Annotated in this window: 15 protein-coding genes; 6 read left to right on the top strand and 9 right to left on the bottom strand. The window is 40.2% G+C overall.

Annotated elements, in window-relative coordinates:
- Positions 1–110: 110 nt before the first annotated feature.
- Positions 111–1,994: a diguanylate cyclase gene (locus tag ACRWP9_RS17360; RefSeq protein ID WP_434927022.1), complete on the bottom strand. Its 1,884-nt coding sequence runs from the start codon at positions 1,992–1,994 to the stop codon at positions 111–113.
- Between the two features lie 241 nt (positions 1,995–2,235).
- On the opposite strand from ACRWP9_RS17360, the gene ACRWP9_RS17355 reads away from it, so the two are divergent.
- Positions 2,236–2,751 carry a phosphatase PAP2 family protein gene (locus tag ACRWP9_RS17355; RefSeq protein WP_434929126.1) on the top strand — a complete coding sequence of 172 codons (516 nt, stop codon included), beginning with the start codon at positions 2,236–2,238 and terminating at the stop codon, positions 2,749–2,751.
- A gap of 72 nt (positions 2,752–2,823) precedes the next feature.
- Positions 2,824–3,252, top strand: a complete 429-nt coding sequence (locus ACRWP9_RS17350; RefSeq protein ID WP_226413624.1) for a DUF3069 domain-containing protein — start codon at positions 2,824–2,826, stop codon at positions 3,250–3,252.
- An 83-nt stretch (positions 3,253–3,335) separates the two neighbouring features.
- Here ACRWP9_RS17350 and ACRWP9_RS17345 read toward each other — a convergent pair whose 3' ends face one another.
- The 3 genes from ACRWP9_RS17345 to ACRWP9_RS17335 all read right to left on the bottom strand — a co-directional run bounded on the left by ACRWP9_RS17345 (position 3,336) and on the right by ACRWP9_RS17335 (position 7,143).
- Positions 3,336–5,024 (bottom strand): NAD-dependent malic enzyme, encoded by a 1,689-nt coding sequence (locus ACRWP9_RS17345; protein ID WP_434927021.1) that lies wholly within the window; start codon positions 5,022–5,024, stop codon positions 3,336–3,338.
- Positions 5,025–5,221: 197 nt separating this feature from the next.
- Positions 5,222–5,686: a DUF1456 family protein gene (locus ACRWP9_RS17340; RefSeq protein WP_226413628.1), complete on the bottom strand. Its 465-nt coding sequence runs from the start codon at positions 5,684–5,686 to the stop codon at positions 5,222–5,224.
- A gap of 194 nt (positions 5,687–5,880) precedes the next feature.
- Positions 5,881–7,143: an Nramp family divalent metal transporter gene (locus ACRWP9_RS17335; protein WP_434927020.1), complete on the bottom strand. Its 1,263-nt coding sequence runs from the start codon at positions 7,141–7,143 to the stop codon at positions 5,881–5,883.
- A gap of 341 nt (positions 7,144–7,484) precedes the next feature.
- On the opposite strand from ACRWP9_RS17335, the gene ACRWP9_RS17330 reads away from it, so the two are divergent.
- Positions 7,485–10,055, top strand: a complete 2,571-nt coding sequence (locus ACRWP9_RS17330; protein WP_434927019.1) for a TonB-dependent receptor — start codon at positions 7,485–7,487, stop codon at positions 10,053–10,055.
- A gap of 134 nt (positions 10,056–10,189) precedes the next feature.
- Here ACRWP9_RS17330 and ACRWP9_RS17325 read toward each other — a convergent pair whose 3' ends face one another.
- The 4 genes from ACRWP9_RS17325 to ACRWP9_RS17310 all read right to left on the bottom strand — a co-directional run bounded on the left by ACRWP9_RS17325 (position 10,190) and on the right by ACRWP9_RS17310 (position 14,282).
- Positions 10,190–10,690 (bottom strand): DUF4447 family protein, encoded by a 501-nt coding sequence (locus ACRWP9_RS17325; RefSeq protein WP_226413634.1) that lies wholly within the window; start codon positions 10,688–10,690, stop codon positions 10,190–10,192.
- 43 nt (positions 10,691–10,733) lie between these two features.
- On the bottom strand, positions 10,734–11,135 hold the full coding sequence (locus tag ACRWP9_RS17320) for an SMI1/KNR4 family protein (RefSeq protein WP_226413636.1): 402 nt from the start codon (positions 11,133–11,135) through the stop codon (positions 10,734–10,736).
- Between the two features lie 129 nt (positions 11,136–11,264).
- On the bottom strand, positions 11,265–12,047 hold the full coding sequence (locus ACRWP9_RS17315; protein WP_434927018.1) for a GTP pyrophosphokinase: 783 nt from the start codon (positions 12,045–12,047) through the stop codon (positions 11,265–11,267).
- Between the two features lie 138 nt (positions 12,048–12,185).
- A complete protein-coding gene (locus ACRWP9_RS17310; protein ID WP_434927017.1) occupies positions 12,186–14,282 on the bottom strand; it encodes a M13 family metallopeptidase in 2,097 nt (698 codons plus the stop codon).
- A gap of 283 nt (positions 14,283–14,565) precedes the next feature.
- Here ACRWP9_RS17310 and rsuA point away from each other — a divergent pair, with 283 nt between their 5' ends.
- The 3 genes from rsuA to ACRWP9_RS17295 all read left to right on the top strand — a co-directional run bounded on the left by rsuA (position 14,566) and on the right by ACRWP9_RS17295 (position 17,927).
- On the top strand, positions 14,566–15,258 hold the full coding sequence (gene rsuA, locus ACRWP9_RS17305; protein WP_434929124.1) for a 16S rRNA pseudouridine(516) synthase RsuA: 693 nt from the start codon (positions 14,566–14,568) through the stop codon (positions 15,256–15,258).
- Between the two features lie 260 nt (positions 15,259–15,518).
- Entirely contained in the window at positions 15,519–15,752 is a 234-nt protein-coding gene (locus ACRWP9_RS17300; RefSeq protein WP_226413640.1) for a cytochrome c3 family protein, read from the top strand.
- 312 nt (positions 15,753–16,064) lie between these two features.
- The gene (locus ACRWP9_RS17295) at positions 16,065–17,927 is read left to right on the top strand and encodes a methyl-accepting chemotaxis protein (protein ID WP_434927016.1); all 1,863 of its coding nucleotides are present in this window, start codon (positions 16,065–16,067) and stop codon (positions 17,925–17,927) included.
- 230 nt (positions 17,928–18,157) lie between these two features.
- Here the strand turns inward: ACRWP9_RS17295 and rpiA are convergent, their stop codons facing one another.
- The gene (gene rpiA, locus ACRWP9_RS17290) at positions 18,158–18,820 is read right to left on the bottom strand and encodes a ribose-5-phosphate isomerase RpiA (RefSeq protein WP_434927015.1); all 663 of its coding nucleotides are present in this window, start codon (positions 18,818–18,820) and stop codon (positions 18,158–18,160) included.
- Positions 18,821–18,836 lie beyond the last annotated feature (16 nt).

The raw sequence follows: 18,836 nt of genomic DNA, 5'->3' as shown, positions 1-18,836 counted from the left end.
TTTGTAAGCACTTTCTGTGCGGTATAACTAAAAGTAATAAACTTTCTCCTTGGATTAAATCATTATCCAACTCAGTATACTTATCTTAAATATAATAAAATCAATAGGTTTTAAGCACTTCTAACGCAATTTCTACCATCAGCTTTGGCACTATACAGTGCATGATCAGCTTTAAGTAACAATGGAGACAGTTCGGCTTCATTGGTTAAACTAGTCACTCCCGCACTAACCGTTTGATGTAATTCTGGTGATATTTGGCTCCACTCATAATTAGCAATACAGTCTATTAAACGTTGGGCAATTTCCAGTGCGATAGTGTGTGAGATGTTAGGCAATAAGACTAAAAACTCTTCACCGCCGACACGACCAACAACATCGTTTTCTCGCATCATGCCCATGGTTAAGGCTGCTAGCTTGACTAATACTTTGTCGCCAACTTCATGACCTAAGGTATCGTTCACTTGCTTAAAATGGTCTGCATCAAACGAAATTACAGAAAAAGGTTTGCCACTTTGTTTTGCTTGCTTAATAAAAAGCTCACCTTGATGATAGGTATCTCGGCGGTTAGATAGTCCGGTTAACTCATCGGTTAACGCAAGGGTTTGATAAGTCCGCTTACGTTTAACCTGCTTGTAAGCAAATACTGAAACGATAATTAAGATGATGGCCACTAAGATAATGATCACAATTTGCATTGACTCGTTACGTTGCATTATTTGCAGCTGCAATTCTTTGTCGCTAGCCGCTTTAAGTAATAACTCATTTTCATTTTGTACTTTGTCTGTGTTAAATCTGGTTTGCATTTCAGCGTTTTTATCGGACATGATTTGTTTGTCTAAGATTAAGTGCATATCAACAAAATCACTTAATGCCTTGTGCGCATTTGCTATGTCACCTTTGGCGAGATAAATATCATTTAATAAGCGCAGATTTTGAGTTTCACCACGTTTATTTGCACCACGGGTAAAATCAATGGAGGCTTTTTTGCTGTATTCAATCGCTTTATCTAACTCATTTTTTACTAAGTAAGCTTGAGCAAAATACAAGCACATAAAACTATGTGGGCCCTCATATTCTAACGGGACATCAGGTTCTGCTTCCTTAAGTAACATGAGCGCTTTATCTATTTGACCTTGTAAAATAAGGTTGCCAGCAATATTAACTTTGGTGCCTGCAATGGCGACCTTATCTTTTTTTGATTGCCAGTACTTTAACGATCGATAAAAGCGTTCAGTGGACTCATTAATTTTCCCCAGTGCTTCTAATGAAAATGCGATTTGCACATTAATGGTGTCAGCCTCCATAAGCTGGCCAGACTCTATGTACATTTTTTCTAATTTTATTTGATATTTAAGTGCGGTTTCTGAATCACCAAAACGGCGATAACTGGTGGCTATTTCATTTAAGGTTTCATTCGCCCAATAGGTTAGATTCAGCTTTTCATAAAGGTGTTGTGCGGTAATTAAATCTTCTAAGGCTGCGTTGTAGTTACCTTGGTATGACATCATTGAGCCGCGAATACTGCGTCCGTCAGCGATTAGTCTTGGGCTTTCTAGCTCATATGCGCTGCTAACGGCGGATGATATATCAGCAAATGCACCTTCGGTTTGTCCTGCATAATTTTTGTAATAACCCAAGCATAGCAGTAAGTCAGTGTGAATTTCAGAAGGGTATGGGTCTGAATAGATCAGTAATTGCTGTTGAGCATACTCAATAGCTTTGGCTAGTTGCTCATTGGTTTCTGATGGTTGGCCCCAGCAATTTTGGCGGATAAACAGTTTTTGACGTACATCATCGTCAGCAGCGATAATTTGTTTATATTCTTTTAGCAGTGCATCGGCTTCTTTTTGATCTTTATAATCTACTTGCTCAAACTTTTGATAGATTTCATCTGCCCGAGCATTATCATAATACTCAGCCCATGCTGGAGATAATAAAAGTAGTGTTGTTAGCAAAATTGAAATGCTAAGAATGTTCTCGCGATATTTTTTCAAGATAACAGGCCACTTATTTTTGTTTGATGTAACAATAAAAACTTGATGTTTATTGTTCCTGCAATGTTTGAATTATAGCCGATTATAGATATAAATAACAAATATATAACAGACATGCTACTTGTTATTTTAAACGGTAACAGTATTTGCATTATGAGGGCTTGCAGCGTATAACGTCGCGGTTATCGTTGTTGTCATTTATAAGTGAGTAAAGATGAAGATAAGTACCATTAGACCTGTAATGCTGTCGATAATGCTATTGGTTATGTCTTTACCTAGCCAAGCTGAAGGTGATCTGGAAACCTCTGGGGATGCATTGCATCTTGCTTTACCTGCGGTAGCATTAGCTTCGACATTAATGATAGAAGATGATTATCAAGGCGCTTGGCAATTAGCTAAGTCAGGTATTTCAAGCCGCTTGGTGGTTGAAGCACTCAAGTTAAGCGTTGATAAGCAAAGACCTGACGGCAGTGGTGATGACTCATTTCCCTCTGGGCATTCAGCGGACACCTTTGCTGCAGCAACATTTATAAATCAACGTTATGGTTGGGAATATGGCGTACCGTCTTATGTGGTTGCGTCATACGTTGCTTATACTCGTGTTGCCAGCGACAAGCATCATATTGAAGATGTGCTTGCGGGGGCGGCCATTGGCATTGTAGCGGGTTGGTATTTTACTGATCCTTATGAAAACATTAGCGTGGTGCCACTGGCTTATAATGGCACTTACGGTGTGTTTATTAGTGGACGTTTTTAATCTAAATTCAAACGCTAACTCAAATTATAACTCTAATTTAAATTCTAATATTGATGAATATAAGGTGTAATCATGGTTGAACAAACCTATAGAGATACCGCGAAAAAGGTATCTTATAATGTCGCCAATAAAGTGCTACCAATGGATCAACTACCTGACAGCTTAATTGAAGCCTATGACGGCCTGTTTGAAGAGTTGTTTGCTGATAAAGCACAAGCGTTTAACAATGCCTGGGACAAATTGCCTGCCAGTGCTCAAAAGCTTATTTCGCAGGCTGAGTTTCATGGTTTTTATATTGCTAATGCTTGGATGCAGCTGAGTCGTGTTGCGCAAGAGATTGCCGACAGCAATGACACAGAAGAAGAGATGAACAATAACGAATACGATGGTATTTTTGGCCGTTTAGCTGAGCAGTCGTTAAAAGAATGTTTACGCAAGCTGAAAAAAGCCCGAACCGATAGAGTGATGCTTAATAGCTTCAAAAAGGTTATGGCAGATTAAGCATTTTTTATCAGTTATTTGATTAAAATAAAAATCCCAGTAATTCATTACTGGGATTTTTTACATCATTATTCAAGCACAGATTAAAATGCAGTACGGCGATAACGACGATATTCTGGTTGCCAAAAGTTATTATCAATGGCTTGTTGCAGTAACTCATCAGTACAAGGTAAGGCTAAACCTTGGTCAATTGCGACTTTAGCCACTGCAAAAGCGATGTACTTACTCACTTTATGGATATCTTCAAGCTTAGGCAATAGTGAACCTTCACCCATTGTACCCAATGGCGAACATTCAGACAGTGCACGGCTAGAGGCCATTAGCATTTCATCAGATACACGGGTTGCGCCGCATGATAATACCCCAAGACCAATACCTGGGAAAATAAAGCTGTTATTACACTGGGCTATTTCAAAGGTTTCACCATTGACCACAACTGGTTCAAATGGGCTACCTGTTGCCACAAGCGCCTGGCCTGATGTCCAGTTTAAAATATCTTTTGGGGTCGCTTCGACTCGACTTGTTGGGTTAGATAATGGAAATACTATTGGACGTGGGCAATGGCTGTGCATGGTTTTAATCACATCTTCAGTAAATAGTCCTGGTGCACCCGATACGCCAATTAACACTGTGGGTTTAGCGTTATTAACTACATTGAGCAACGAGACATTGTCGCTGTAGTTGTGCCATTGATCAACCAAAGCTGTTTTTTGTGCCAAGTTACTTTGAAAAGGTAATAGATTAGGCATGTTGTCGAGTAACAAGCCCCAGCGATCAACCATAAAGACTTGCGATCGAGCCTGCGCGTCACTGATACCCTCGGAGACCATTTGGGCAATAATAGCTTCAGCGATACCACAACCAGCACTGCCTGCACCTAAAAACACAATGCGCTGTTGGCTTAGTGTGGTGTTAGCGGCTTTACTGGCTGCCAACAATGAACCGACAGTAACCGCAGCCGTGCCTTGAATATCATCATTAAAACAACAGTACTTGTCTTTATAGCGCTCAAGTAAAGGCATGGCATTTTTTTGGGCAAAGTCTTCAAACTGAATTAATGCATCTGGCCAGCGACGGTTAACCGCTTGCATAAAGGCTTCTACGAATTCTTTATAGTCATCACCGCCAACACGCTGATGGCGCCATCCCATGTACATGGGGTCATCGAGTAGTTGCGGGTTATCAGTACCTACATCTAATGTAACCGCCAGACAGTAAGCCGGGCTAATACCACCACAGCTGGTGTAAAGTGATAGCTTACCAATAGGAATACCCATACCACCAATGCCCTGGTCGCCCAAACCTAAAATACGCTCACCATCGGTGACAACAATGACTTTGACTTTATGACGAGTCGAATTATTCAAAATGTCGTCGATGCGATCTTTGTTCTCGTAAGAGATAAATAACCCACGGTTACGGCGATAGTTTTTTGAAAAGCGCTCGCAGGCTAATCCTACCGTTGGGGTGTAAATAATCGGCATCATTTCACTGATGTTGTTGCGCACCAATGAATAAAATAGCGTTTCGTTGGTGTCTTGAATATTACGCAGGTATATATGTTTATCTAAGTCGTTAGTGAAGTTAGTAAACTGCTGATATGCGCGTGCGACCTGTTCATCAATGGTTTCAATTACCCAAGGCAATAAGCCTTCAAGGTTAAATGAAATACGTTCATCTTCAGTAAAGGCAGTGCCTTTATTTAGCAGCGGAGATTCAAGAATGGCTGGACCTGCAAAAGGAAGATAGAGTGGGCGTTTAGTATCGTCCATGGGTAACCTTTTTTGTGTGTTGTTTGATAGGTTTGTTAAAGGATAGATTAACATGACTAATATGTATTGTGGTCTGTTAAGTGATGAATTTCACACTTTTTTTATGAAGCAGTTGTTTGAATTACTCGCCAGTAACAAAAATGCACAGCCGCTAGCTGTGCATTGATAGGGTATAACAGGCTTTATTGAGCCTAATCTTATTTACCGCGGTGTTTAATTGACAAACCTTTAACGAAGTTACGCAACACTTGATCGCCACAGGGTTTATAGTTTTTGTGTTCAGGGTTGCGAAACAATGCACCTAATTCAGATTTAGACATCGCAAAATCAGCTAAGGCTAGTACGGCAATGATTTCGTCTTCGCGCATTTCTAATGCGACCCGTAGTTTCTTAAAAATAAGGTTGTTGGTTAGCTGCTTTAAGGGCGTAGGTACTTCAGCGTCAGGCTTTAAACCACGATTTTTGATGATCAAACCATCTAAAAACTGGCACATTAATTTATCGTTACAAGCTTGATAACCTTCTTCTTCCTCTTTTTTCAGTAGCGCGATTATCTCATCTGAAGTGATTTCGGCATTGGCTTGGCTGAAAATATTGATCATTTTTGCATTTGAGTAATCAAAAACAAAACGAATACGGCGAAGAATATCATTGTTAATCATAAGGTTCTCTGGCGCGGCTGCGCATAAATAGTTTAGGTCACGTGACTGAAGTATATTATAGCGATTAATCTTTAATTCGTCAGATTATTCGTGTGCTATAAGTTGCTCTGCTACCGTTTGGCGGATTTTATTTTTAACCTGCTTAATAGCTAAGGTAACTTTTTGTGTTATCGCTACTTATTTCTGTGAAGCGATCATTTGGTGACATACCAATAAATAAACACTATCGCAAAGCCTACTAAATACAGTAGCCCAAACCAAGATAAGCCGACCATTGCCTTACCATAACGGTGTTTCGACGCTAAGGTTTTACTGGTCATTAAACGAAAATTAAGCCATGCAAATATCACTGTGGTCATAAAAGCTAAAATCATCACAAACTCTAATAAAGGCAGCAGCGCACCTTTAAAAAATAAAATTAACCCTAAGCCTAAAGCGCTCATTAGCAACATAATCATATTAAGTCTTTTAGGCGAGTCTTGCGCTTTAGTGAGTAGCTGCCAACCCATATTGAGGGTACGGCTATAGCCATCAATCACGGTCACAGTGGTACTGAAAATACATAAAAACGCCACAATGCCAATAAGGTAGCGGGAGTTCTCGCCCATGACTTGACTGTATAAAGTGATTAATTGATTGGCAAACTGAGCCCCAGAGTCTGAAAACTGCTCGCCCGAGCCATGCATGACTAATGCACCTAATGCCAAAAAGACCAGCGCGAGGATTGCGGTGGTGATGTAGCCTAAATTGAAATCGAAAATGGCTTGTTTGGGGGTTACCGTTTGGCTCTTCTGCTTTTCTAATAACCACAGCGAGTTCCATGCACTGACTTCAATAGGGGCAGGCATCCAGCCCATCATAGCCACTAAAAAACCTACATTAGCCCATTGCCATGCATCAGCAGAAGAGGTGATTACCGGCTTACCCCATTGATTGGAGAAAGCCAATGACACGGCAATTAATGTGCTGATAGTCAGTACAAACATGATGATTTTTGTGATGCTATCCAGCCACTTATAATGGCCGACAATTAACAATACCAATGAAGTGATTAATACTATTAAGGCTAATACATCAATAGAGAGTGGAATAAATTGAGTCAGCATTGCTGCGGTTAACATACATACTCCCGCAGTGCTTGCCACGGCGGCAATAGTATTGAGCCCAGTAAACAGCCACAAATAACCGCGTCCCTGGCGTAAATAACCCTCTAGCAAGCTTTCTCCCGTTGCTGCGGTATAACGCGCTCCAGCAGCAAAAAAGGGATATTTAACCAGGTTTACCGCCAATACTAACCAGGCTAACTGCCAACCATATTCAGCCCCCGCACGGGTTGATGCTACAAGATGTGATGCACCAATAGCTGCTGCAGCCATTAAAATACCAGGACCTGTTGCTTTAAACAAAATCTTGATTTTAGAGAGTGTGGAAATCGGAACCAATTGTTGATTTAGCATAAAAACCATTTAAGTATATTGTTCAACAGTTAACGTATTAACGGCAAAATATAACCATTATCTTTGATTAGACAAGGGCTAGGTCGGTAATTCTAGTTACTTATCTTATTTATGTATCAGCCTGTCATATTTATTTTTTGAATTTAAATTCATTTATTTTAGCTTTTTATTCTTGATTAAGTGTTTGGTTACATTTACATTACTGCATTGTATTGACTTTGTTAAATTTTAAATTAACTTGGACATGTAAATAATAATCCAAGCAAGTTGTAGGTAATTATATTGTTACCGCAATTTGCAGTAGTCATGGATATAAAATAAAAAATATTTTAAGGAAGATCATGAAAAGACCTAACGTTTTGCGCAGCGCGTGCGCTATTGCTGTATCACTGTCATTGGCCCCAATCGCCTTTGTTGCTCAAGCCGCCGATGCATCAGCTGAAGCTAAAGTTGAACGTATCGAAGTGACCGGTTCTCGTATCAAACGGACAGATATTGAAGGACCTTCGCCAGTACAATCACTTAACAAAGAAGATATTGCTAACATGGGTTTTGACAACCTACAGCAATTATTAGAGCGTATGCCTGCCAATGGTTCTGGCGCATTCTCAACTCGCGGCAACAGCCAGGATTCTACCGCAAACGGCGGTGCGTCAATCAGTTTACGTGGCTTAGGCCCTGATGCGACACTAGTATTAATTAATGGCCGCCGTGTTGGTGCAAGTGCATTTGCCGAAGGAATTTCAAACTCGTTTGTTGATATTAATAACATTCCTGTATCTGCCATTGAGCGTATCGATATTTTAAAAGATGGCGCGTCAGCAATTTATGGCTCTGATGCTATTGCCGGTGTAGTCAATATTGTTTTAAGAAAAGACATTGAAGGCATTGAGCTTAACTTAGGTTATGGCGATGATAGCGGCACGGGATATGACGAAACCACAGCGAGTTTAGTGTGGGGCGTTAAAGCCGATAAAGGCAGTGCATCTATTATTTTAGATTACTTTACCAACGGCACATTATCTGCAGAAGACATGGGCCAATTTGGTACCGCAAATCAATCACCATATGGCGGCGAAGATTATCGTTCATCACGTGGCTACCCTGGCTATTTTTACGTTAACGGTGTTAAAACCATCGATCCAGATTGTCCTCCTGAAAATGCAACATCAAGTGGCAGTTGTTTATTCGATTACGGCCCGTACAACCTAACTATTCCTACGGCTGAGCGTGTTGGTGCTATTGGGCAATTTGATTACATGTTGGGCGAAGACTTAACCGCATTTTTAGAGTTATCTGTACAACATAATACTTCTGAAGCGGGCGGTGCACCAACACCATTAGATGAAGATGCTGGCTTAACCGTTCCGGGTTCACACCCAAATAATCCTTTTGGACAAGATATTGAAATTGGTCGTTATCGTACCGTTGATGCCGGTGCGCGTCGTTGGGATATCGAATCCGATACTATGCGTATTGTGGCAGGTCTTCGTGGCGTTGTGAACGAGTGGGATTGGGAAGTATCAACCCAACGTGGTCGCAGTGAATCCACTCAAACAGGTGATCGCTCACAGGGCTGGGTAAGAACGGATTATTTACAAGCTGAAATTGATGCCGGTAACTACAATCCATTCGGCGCAGCGGTTAATTCACAAGATGTTATTGATCGTATTACCACTAGCCTTGTAAGACAAGGTAAGTCGAGTATTACTGCTTATGATGCCAGTATTTCAGGCCATGCATTTACCATTGCAGACCGCGATATCATGATGGCAGCTGGGGCTGAGTACCGTGAAGAAAGTGTTAGCGATATTCCCGATGAGCAATTCCAACGTGGTTTGATTTTTGGTACTGAAGCTATATCAGCATTTGGTTCACGCGATCAATATGCGGCTTATGTAGAGTTATCTGTTCCAGTGACTGATAGCTTTGAGTTGCAGTTAGCGGGTCGTTATGACAATTACAGTGATTTCGGTTCAACCACTAACCCTAAAATTGCTTTCCAGTGGGGCATTAATGATGAGTTAACCGCTCGTGGTTCTTGGTCTACCGGTTTCCGCGCACCATCACTTGCACAAATTGGTCTTGGTCCATCTGAAAAGAGTGACTTTTTAGTCGATAGCTACCGCTGTGCCGCCGATAATGTAGATTGTGAGTTACTTGACTACAACTTTATTTTTGCCGGTAACCCTAACCTTAAAGCGGAAGAGTCTGAGACTTGGAACGTCGGCATGATATGGGCGCCAAGCCAACAGTTTGATGTGGGTTTTGATATATTTAATATTCTGCAAGACAACAAAATTGATTCACTGCAAAACCAAGATCTTTATGATGCAAATTGTAACGTTCAAAATAGTACTGTTTGTTTACGAAATGCGCCGCAACCTGGCCAAACATTAGGTCCTCTTGATGTGATCAAATCAGGGTTCGTTAACATTGGTTCGCAAGAAGTACAGGGTGTAGATTTATCTTCTCACTATGGTATTGAGTTAAACAATTTTGGTGATGTGAAGTTTGGTTTAGAGTACAGCTACTTAATCAGCTTCGAAAAAGTAGGTGCCGAGGGGGATGTTACTGATTACACAGGAAAATACGAATACCCAGAACATCGCTGGTTAGCAACAACTAACTGGATGATGGATGATTTTGCCGCTAACGTTAACTTAAGCTATATCGGTGAGTTTGAAGACTACAATGAAACCCGCACTGTTGAGTCGCAGTTATTAGTGGATATGTCTGGCTCATACCGTTTCAATGACACGGTTAAGCTATCTGTAGGTGTAAATAATGTGTTTGATGAATCGCCATCATTTGCGATTGGCGATGGTGATGCTGACCTTTATGGTTATGCAATGGGTGTCCATAACCCGCTTGGTCGTTATCTCTACACTAAAGTGACCATGAAGTTTTAAGCATTAAATCTTCAGATAATAAAAGCCACATCCCTCTTTTGGGTGTGGCTTTTTCATTAATAGATTATGATTTTATCGGCATTAAAAAAGGAAGCATTAAGCTTCCTTGTTGTTTGTTATGTTATAGCCAATCACTATAGCTGAGTTGCAGCCCATTTAGCTCTGCTTTCACGGCTTTCACTCATGCCGCTATCTGCGCGATAGGTTTTGTATGCTTCTGCATCCAGCGCTATAAGGCTCACATCAACTTCAAGTACCAGCTTACATTCTTTTTTAATTCGCCATGCCGCAGTATTATACAACTCTGTTACCGGTAATGAGCTTAAAAATTCAGGATTATATTGGGTATAAAGTGCTTGGGTTGGATATACCACAAACGCTAAACGGCGTTTAGGCTCTTTTTTAAATAACTCTTCAATGCCATCGGTGGTATTGAGCACTTGCATTTCAATGATGTCATCAATTTCTAATAGCTTCTTTTGAGCAGGTATTGGCGCCTCCGCTTCACCGGCTTCCCATGCGATAACCGCTTCAGAAGTCGTTTTAGTGATGAGTGCGACCTGCTCAACTGTTAAACCAAATGATTGGCGTAAACACTGCATTTCAATGGCGTTTAAGCCAGAAGGGTTTGACATAATATTTCCTAAATAAGCTGATGTTTGAATGTGAAAATGGGTGTTATAGTCCAAGCCAAATATCTTCAATCCAGTCCCACAATGATTCCCAACGTGCATCACTAAAGCGACCGTTTTTCCAAAATTGCACTTGACCGTTTTCTTCAATGCAGTAAAAGCTGTCACCTATTTGGCAAATGGGGATTTGCTCTCTTGGTAATCCAATAGACCATGCGTAACTGGCTACTTCTGGCAAATACGTGTGCGAGTAGGGATCTGTGGCAGTAACTGGCTCATAAGTGCCATAAATAACGTCACTGGCATACAGTAAATACTCTTTTAAATCGCCTGGAAGCCCAATTAATATTTGTTCTTCAACTTCGACTAGTTGCTCAAAAGTAGGTAATTCAAAAGGAACTGGAACGGTTTCACTGAGTTCTTGTAAATGGTCAATAATGTCTTGCATTGGATGTTCCTTTAGTCGCGATAGCGGTCAATGCGATATTGGGCGGGATTATAGCAGAGATAATGGCTGATTCAGATAAAAAAAATGCGCTCATATGAGCGCAAAAGGGTGGGTGGAATTAATGGCTGGTTAGGCTGCTTGTGGATAATCGGTAGTGATAGCTTGACGTTTATACACCAGCCAAGCTTTATGGTATTGCTTATGGGATTGTTGACGAATTCGGGTTATTTGCTGTATTTCAAATTCATTCAATGGACGATGTTCTATGCTGACGATGGCTTCTATTTGCTGAATTTGTTCGTAGTGTTTATGATCCTGACCACTTTTTATATTGGCAATGGTTTGTAGGTGTAACTGCACTTCAACAATCATTTGGCTTTGTGGCAGTTTCAGCAGAACATTTAAATCGCGATAACCTGATACCTTTGGGTTAGCAAAGCGGTTTTTAATTTGTACCACTTCGCTGTTTTCAGCTAACATTTTGTAGCTTGCCATTAAGTCATCAACATTATTAGCCACTATGCTTCCTCGGGCTAAATCGGTAATTAAACGGGCATCGCCTTCAAACTTATGAGTTACTTTTTGTAACGCCCGATGATAGCTTTTGGCCGCAGGTAACAACATGGTTGTTTTATTCTGTTGACTGATAACCGACAAAAGCTGGCCTAACTCAGTTTGAGCCAGATCTGCTTGTGTCATTAAATCAATCAAGTCTGCTGATTGTTGCATAGGCTGGTATGCTTGAAAGTCAGGGATTGAATATAAAATATCAAGCGCATTGTGAGTACCGAGATTTAATCCGTAAGGGACTTTGTCATCTTGTTGATTTACAGGCGCAAGTGACTGGGCGGTAACTTGGCGGGTGCTCAATAGCACTAAAAAAATAAAAAGAGTACGAAAAAGTTTATTCAATGTAAATTCTCCAAGCGATTAGCTTGGGGACACTGTAACTTACTGAAGCTGAATCAATCCTGAATAAAGACAGATATTTAGATTAAGAAAGGTTAACAAAAAGGGCGCCTAATGGCGCCCTTCAATATTAGATTATGCTTACCAGATTTTTACGCGGCTTTCTGGTGCAAGGTACATCTTGTCACCTTCTTTCACGTCATAAGTAGTATAAAACTCAGGCATGTTAGACAATGCGCCTAATGCACGGAAATGGCCTGGAGAATGTGGATCAGTTGCTACGCGATTTCGCATGGCTTCTTCTTTCATTTTCACACGCCAGATTTGGCTAAAGCCCATAAAGAAACGTTGATCGCCAGTTAGACCATCAATTACTGGTGCTTCTTGACCATTTAGTGACATTTTATAAGCTTTATAAGCAATGGTCACACCTGATAAATCACCAATGTTCTCGCCTAAGGTTAATTCACCATTTACGTTCAAATCGTCAAATACTTTATAACCGCTATATTGGGTAATAAGGGCATTACCTTTAGCTTCAAATGCTTTTAAATCAGCTTCAGTCCACCAGTCACGCATGTTACCTTCACCATCAAACTTAGCACCTTGGTCATCAAACCCATGGCCCATTTCGTGACCGATAACCGCGCCAATACCACCGTAGTTAACCGCATCATCAGCTTCTAAGTTGAAGAACGGTGGTTGTAAAATTGCAGCAGGGAACACAATTTCGTTCATGGTTGGGTTGTAGTAAGCATTAACGGTTTGCGGCGTCATGTGCCACTCGTCTTTATCTATTGGTTGGCCTAGCTTAGCTAAATTTTTGTTATGTTCAAAAATTGCAGCGCGTTTAGCATTACCTAATAAATCATCCGCTTTAATCGTCAGTTTAGTATAGTCATCCCATTTATTTGGATAACCAATCTTAGGGTTAAATTTAGCTAGCTTGTCTTTTGCCGCGACTTTAGTGTCAGCGCTCATCCAATCTAGCGAATCGATGCTCGAGCCATAAGCGCCACGAAGGTTTTCGACAAGCTGTTCCATCCGTGTTTTCGCTTCTGGAGCAAAATGACGTTTAACATACACTTTACCGACGACTTCACCTAGGGTATCACTTACTGTAGTGACACCACGCTTCCAACGCGGTTCTTGCTCTGCCTGACCATTTAAGGTTTTAGAGAAAAAAGCAAAATTTTCGTTGTCTACCGCTTCTGATAAGTTACTTGCATTGTGGGTTAGGGCCATCCACGTGAGGTAATTTTTCCATGCATCAAGGTCATTGTTCTTAATGACTTCATTTAACCCTTGGATATAGCTAGGTTGGTTGATAATAATATCAGTTTGCTTATCACCCCCTAATGCTGCCAAGTAACCTTGCCAGTTAATGTCCGGTGCTAACTCATCTAAGTCAGCTACTTGATACAAGTTGTAAGTTTTGGTGCTATCGCGAGTTTCAACGACATCCCAATGCTTTTCAGCAATTTTGGTTTCTAGCGCAAGCACAGCTTGTGCGTTTGCTTTAGCATTTGGTAAACCAGCTAGGTCGTACATTTTTTCGATATGTTCAACATAGGCTTTACGAATATTAACAAAGCGCTCTTCCTGGTTAAAATAGTAATCCTTTTCTGGCAGGCTTAAGCCATATTGCCAAATATGAGTCGCATAACGGCTAGAGTTTTTGGCATCTATTTCAACGTAGAATGCCAATGGCGTTCCGCCACCATTAGCCTGATTTTCACCAAAAAATGCAGTTAATTCATTCTTGTCTTTTAGTGCTGCAATTTTATCTAAATCAGCTTGAATTGGTGCGATACCTAACTTGTTTAAGGTTGCAACGTCCATAAATGAGCGATACAAGTCCGCCACTTTTTGCTCGTCGGTACCATCTGCTAAATTAGGCGTGGCACTTAAATCTTCAATAATGACTTTAACGTCGTCACGGGCATTTTCACGTAAGTCGTAAAAAGCACCAATATTAGTGCGATCGCCTGGGATCTCAGCTGTGTTCATCCAGCCGCCATTAACATATAAGTAAAAGTCATCCTGTGGACGAATATTTTTGTCCATATTGTCAAAGCTAATACCTGAAGTCAGTGCTTTTTCAACAGCTGCTGCGGTTGCTGTTTTAGTGACTTCAGTTTTTGCTGCCGAATCAGCTGTTGCTTGAGTATTATCACTACAAGCTGACAGGCCAGCGATAAGCGAGGCACAAAGTCCTCCAATAACCAATTTTTTCATGTTGTTTCCCTTGCGTTAAATATGCCCTTCAATGGAGGCTGGTAATTTTGTTTTTATCTTGTCAGGTTTTGAGTGCCAAAGTATTTCTTTGAATTGACTGCTGACTTATTGTTGTGACAGCTATGTTAAGGGGTTGTCGGCTAATAATACAAGCGTTCTCTGGGGGTTTTAGTGTGGTTTTTTGTGACTAGGTGTAACGAAAAGTACGATTTACTCGGCTGTTATTTCTATTTTTAACTTAAGACCGCATAATATGAACAAATTAAAGCAGTGAGTATTGATTGTGCGTTTAGACAAATTTATTTGTGAGAGTACCGAACTGACCCGTACTATGGCGAAAAAAGCACTTCACCGAAGTGATGTTACCTGTGATGGTGTCATTATAAAAGATTCGGGATTTCAAGTGACAGAAAAAACAGTGGTTTGTTTAGATGGCCAAGTGATTTCTGTGGTAGGTGAACGATATATCATGTTGCACAAGCCAGTAGACACTATTTGCTCGACTATTGATGAAGTTTATCCTTCGGTGTTGAGCCTGATGGATATCGAAAAAATCGATACTTTGCACATTGCCGGAAGGCTAGATGCTGACACCACAGGTTTAGTATTGATCACTAGTGATGGTCAGTGGTCTCATAAAATAACCTCACCTAAAAAAGATTGTGGTAAGCGTTATTTAGTCGAATTAGCTGATCCCATTACTGAAGATTTAGTGGCTGTTTTTGCCAGTGGTATTGCACTGCGTAATGAGGATGGGTTAACTAAACCTGCTATTTTAGAGCTTATTACCCCACAACAGGTACGCTTGACAATTAGCGAAGGCAAATATCATCAAGTTAAGCGCATGTTTGCCGCAGTTGGTAATAAAGTGGTTAATTTACACCGTGAGTGTGTTGGTCAAATTGAACTAGACCCAGAGTTAGTGCCCGGAGATTGGCGCTACTTAACACAAGAAGAAGTGGACTCCATCCATTAATTTATGATTTAGATATCCAAGTGGTAAATAGCTTGGTGGTAATTTTTTTGGTTGAAAATCGTGCAGAAGCCTATAGCTTTGCTAAAGTTGATTCAGATTGTAAAAATAACGCTTAAAATTTGATGTTGTTATCATTTTTGATAATCTTTTTTGAAATAGAAACTAAAATAGTGGTTAATACACTTATTAAACGCGTGCAGTAAATGTTGAGCTTTGGAACGCATAATACTGATCTGCGCCTAAATGACTTAGGAGTATATATGAAATATTCAATTTTATTTGCTGCACTATTTTTTGCTGGTTCAGCTGCTGCAGTTGACTGTGTTGAGTGTCATGAAAGTATCGACGTTGCTATGCATACTGAAAATGAAGCAACCTTAGCTGTTTGTGCTGATTGTCATGCTATTGGTGATGCGCATGAAATAGACATGGAAATGCACAGCCCTGAACTGACAATGAAAGAATGTACTGATTGCCACCAAATGGAAAAATAAGCCTCGTATTTGTGCAAGCATTGGGCTTTTAGCATAATAGTGATGAATTAAGGTCTTCTTCGGAAGGCCTTTTTTTATGATTTTTTGGCTGTAAATGTCGATAAAAACATTTAGGTTTAATGTCATATGCCGATAATAATTTAATGGTAATTTTTTTGTAAAGAATACTTAGCTTAATTTTTAGCTTAATTTTTAGCTTAATTTTTAGCTTAATTTTTAGCTTAATTTTTAGCTTACTTTTTAGTTTATTTATTAGCTTACTTACATAAAAACGACTATATATTAACTATTAAAATGAAAAAAGGATGCGCTATGTTAATCCGATCTAAGCTTCTGTTGAGTGCAGCCGTATCGATCTCGGCACTTGTTGCTATGTTTGCATTACAACAATATTCCATCAACGTACAACAGCAGCTAGCATTGGCAGCAACCAGTGTAATGGAAATTGAAAAAGAAATTTATCAACTGAGAAAAGAGGAAAAAGATTTTTTAAACAGATTGGATGTCGTATATCTTGAAAAACATCAACAGAATTTCGCAGACCTAAATGTATTGTTTGAGCGTGTTGAAGAAGTGCTAAATGATCGCAATATCCCCCTTACTGCTTTAAATGGCTTAAAAGACAGTGTCCAGACTTATAAATCGACATTTAACGATGTTGTGGTGCTGCAAAAAGAAATAGGCTTAACCCCTAAAACAGGTCTGTATGGTCAGCTAAGAGAAGCTGTTCATAATGTGGAATCTATCTTAAGCAGCAATGATGAAAATGGATTATTAGTCATCATGTTACAACTTCGCCGTAATGAAAAAGATTTCATGTTGCGCCGCGACCCTAAATATATAGACTCGTTTAAATCTTATATTAGTCAGTTTAAGCAAGCGGTAAATAGTTCGTATTTAGCCTCTGGAACCAAAGATGAATTACAGGCGAGTATTGACCAATATCAGGCTGACTTTCAGGCCTTAGTGAGTAAAGAGCAAGAATTTGGCTTGACTGAAGTTGACGGTAAAATGAAGGTGTTACGCGATGCTATTTATAAAACCGATGACGATAGTAAAGCGTTAAAAGAACAAACTTTAGCTGAAATTAATCAAGCAGAAGAAAATGGCATATATTTAGGCGGCAGTATTTTCTTATTGATTACCCTGGCTTTGTCGATATCCACTTATTATATTATTCGCAGCATTATTACCCCCGTTGAAAATATTACCCGCGTAATTGCCAGTATTGAGCAATCTAAAGATTTAACCCTGCGTTGTGATGACTCAGGGGATGATGAGTTATCACGAATTGCCACTCATTTTAATAGTATGGTGGGAGCATTTCAAAGTTTGATTGAGCAAGTCAATGAAGCTGTTGATGCAATGAATACTTCCTGCCAGGAGCTATCTAATAATGCCTCTTTAGCATCGGAAGGTGTATTAAGGCAGCTGAATGAAACTGACATGGTTGCAACCGCCATTACTGAAATGGGCGCCACAATTGATGAGATTGCTAATAACACTGAATTAGCCGCATTAAAAGCTAGCCAAACCCACGATAACGCAAAGAGTGGTCAAATTGGTGTAGAAGAAACGATAGCAAAAATTCAACTACTTGCCAGTCAGCTTAATGATTCAGCTAAAGTGGTTCGCGAGCTCGAGCAGGACAGTAAGACTATTGGCAGTGTATTAGATGTTATCCGAGGAATTGCAGAGCAAACTAACTTACTGGCACTTAATGCCGCAATTGAAGCTGCTAGAGCAGGGGAACAAGGTCGCGGTTTTGCGGTTGTTGCAGATGAGGTTAGAAGTTTAGCGATGCGAACCCAAGAGTCTACCGAGGAGATTGCCGGTATTATTACTACCTTGCAAACACGGACTCGCTCTATTGTACAGTTAATGGAAACTAGCCAGCGCCAAGGTGCAGAAAGTGCTGACCAAGCTGCAAGTGCGGGTTCATTACTACGCTTAATTAATGAAGATGTGACTAATATTATGGACATGAGCACTCAAATCGCTGCCGCAATTGAGGAGCAAAGCATGGTGGCTGCTGAGGTTAATAAAAACGTGGTGGTTATTCGTGACATAGCTGATGAGTCTTCGCATGCTTCAGAAGAGAATGCAGCAGCATCAGAGGATTTGCGTATTCGCGCAGCTGGTCTGCATAAATCAGTGAGTATGTTTAAAGTCTAAAAGTACTTTGATGTGTTGGACATGGTTATTAGTATCTGTAGCTCAGTAATGAATTAGCTATTTCTATACTTTTTCTCAGGGGCAGCGGCTATTACATCTTGCATTCGCAGGTGCTAGATAAATAAAAAACCTAACTTAGCGAGTTAGGTTTTTTATTAGACGAGAATGCTGCTTTAGCCTGTTAAGCTGCTAAAAAATAGCTATTTCAAAGCTAGCAGTATAAAAAGCTGTTACTTTGAGGTGACAGTGTTAACGCCTTCAGGTGTGCCAACTAGCAATACATCAGCGCCACGGTTAGCAAATAAACCATTGGTTACAACGCCGACTATGGCATTAATTTTAGTTTCCATGACTTTAGGATCTAAAATTTTCATATTGTGAACATCTATTATCACATTACCATTATCGGTCACTACACCTTGACGATATTCAGGATCACCGCCCAATTTAACTAATTCACGTGCCACATATGAGCGCGCCATCGGGATAACTTCTACCGGTAGCGGGAAGTCGCCTAATATCGATACTTGTTTAGTGTTATCAACAATACAGATGAATTTTTTGGCTACTGCGGCAACAATTTTTTCACGGGTTAAAGCTGCACCACCGCCCTTAATCATATCCATGCGGTCGTTAATTTCATCGGCGCCATCGACATAAACGGCTATGTCTGCAACATTGTTTAGATCAAATACCTCAATGCCTAATTGTTTCATTTTTGCTGTTGATGCTTCCGAGCTTGAAACCGCGCCTTTAATATCATCTTTCATTGTTGCTAGTGCATCAATAAAGTGATTAACCGTTGAGCCTGTACCTACACCTACAATGGTATCTCTTTCGACATATTTTAATGCAGCCCAGCCGGCCGCTTTTTTCATTTCATCTTGAGTCATTAGGCAATTCCATTAG

The sequence above is a fragment of the Shewanella sp. HL-SH2 genome, from assembly GCF_051164935.1.
GTDB classification, from domain to species: Bacteria; Pseudomonadota; Gammaproteobacteria; order Enterobacterales; family Shewanellaceae; genus Shewanella; species Shewanella glacialimarina.
This window is presented reverse-complemented; position numbering and strand designations above follow the sequence as displayed.

Excerpts from the sequence above, each read along its gene's own strand:
- ACRWP9_RS17355 (WP_434929126.1), top strand. The coding sequence starts at position 2,236 with ATGCTGTCGATAATGCTATTGGTTATGTCTTTACCTAGCCAAGCTGAA.
- ACRWP9_RS17350 (WP_226413624.1), top strand. The coding sequence starts at position 2,824 with ATGGTTGAACAAACCTATAGAGATACCGCGAAAAAGGTATCTTATAAT.
- ACRWP9_RS17345 (WP_434927021.1), bottom strand. The coding sequence starts at position 5,024 with ATGGACGATACTAAACGCCCACTCTATCTTCCTTTTGCAGGTCCAGCC.
- ACRWP9_RS17340 (WP_226413628.1), bottom strand. The coding sequence starts at position 5,686 with ATGATTAACAATGATATTCTTCGCCGTATTCGTTTTGTTTTTGATTAC.
- ACRWP9_RS17335 (WP_434927020.1), bottom strand. The coding sequence starts at position 7,143 with ATGCTAAATCAACAATTGGTTCCGATTTCCACACTCTCTAAAATCAAG.
- ACRWP9_RS17330 (WP_434927019.1), top strand. The coding sequence starts at position 7,485 with ATGAAAAGACCTAACGTTTTGCGCAGCGCGTGCGCTATTGCTGTATCA.
- ACRWP9_RS17325 (WP_226413634.1), bottom strand. The coding sequence starts at position 10,690 with ATGTCAAACCCTTCTGGCTTAAACGCCATTGAAATGCAGTGTTTACGC.
- ACRWP9_RS17320 (WP_226413636.1), bottom strand. The coding sequence starts at position 11,135 with ATGCAAGACATTATTGACCATTTACAAGAACTCAGTGAAACCGTTCCA.
- ACRWP9_RS17310 (WP_434927017.1), bottom strand. The coding sequence starts at position 14,282 with ATGAAAAAATTGGTTATTGGAGGACTTTGTGCCTCGCTTATCGCTGGC.
- ACRWP9_RS17300 (WP_226413640.1), top strand. The coding sequence starts at position 15,519 with ATGAAATATTCAATTTTATTTGCTGCACTATTTTTTGCTGGTTCAGCT.
- ACRWP9_RS17295 (WP_434927016.1), top strand. The coding sequence starts at position 16,065 with ATGTTAATCCGATCTAAGCTTCTGTTGAGTGCAGCCGTATCGATCTCG.
- rpiA (WP_434927015.1), bottom strand. The coding sequence starts at position 18,820 with ATGACTCAAGATGAAATGAAAAAAGCGGCCGGCTGGGCTGCATTAAAA.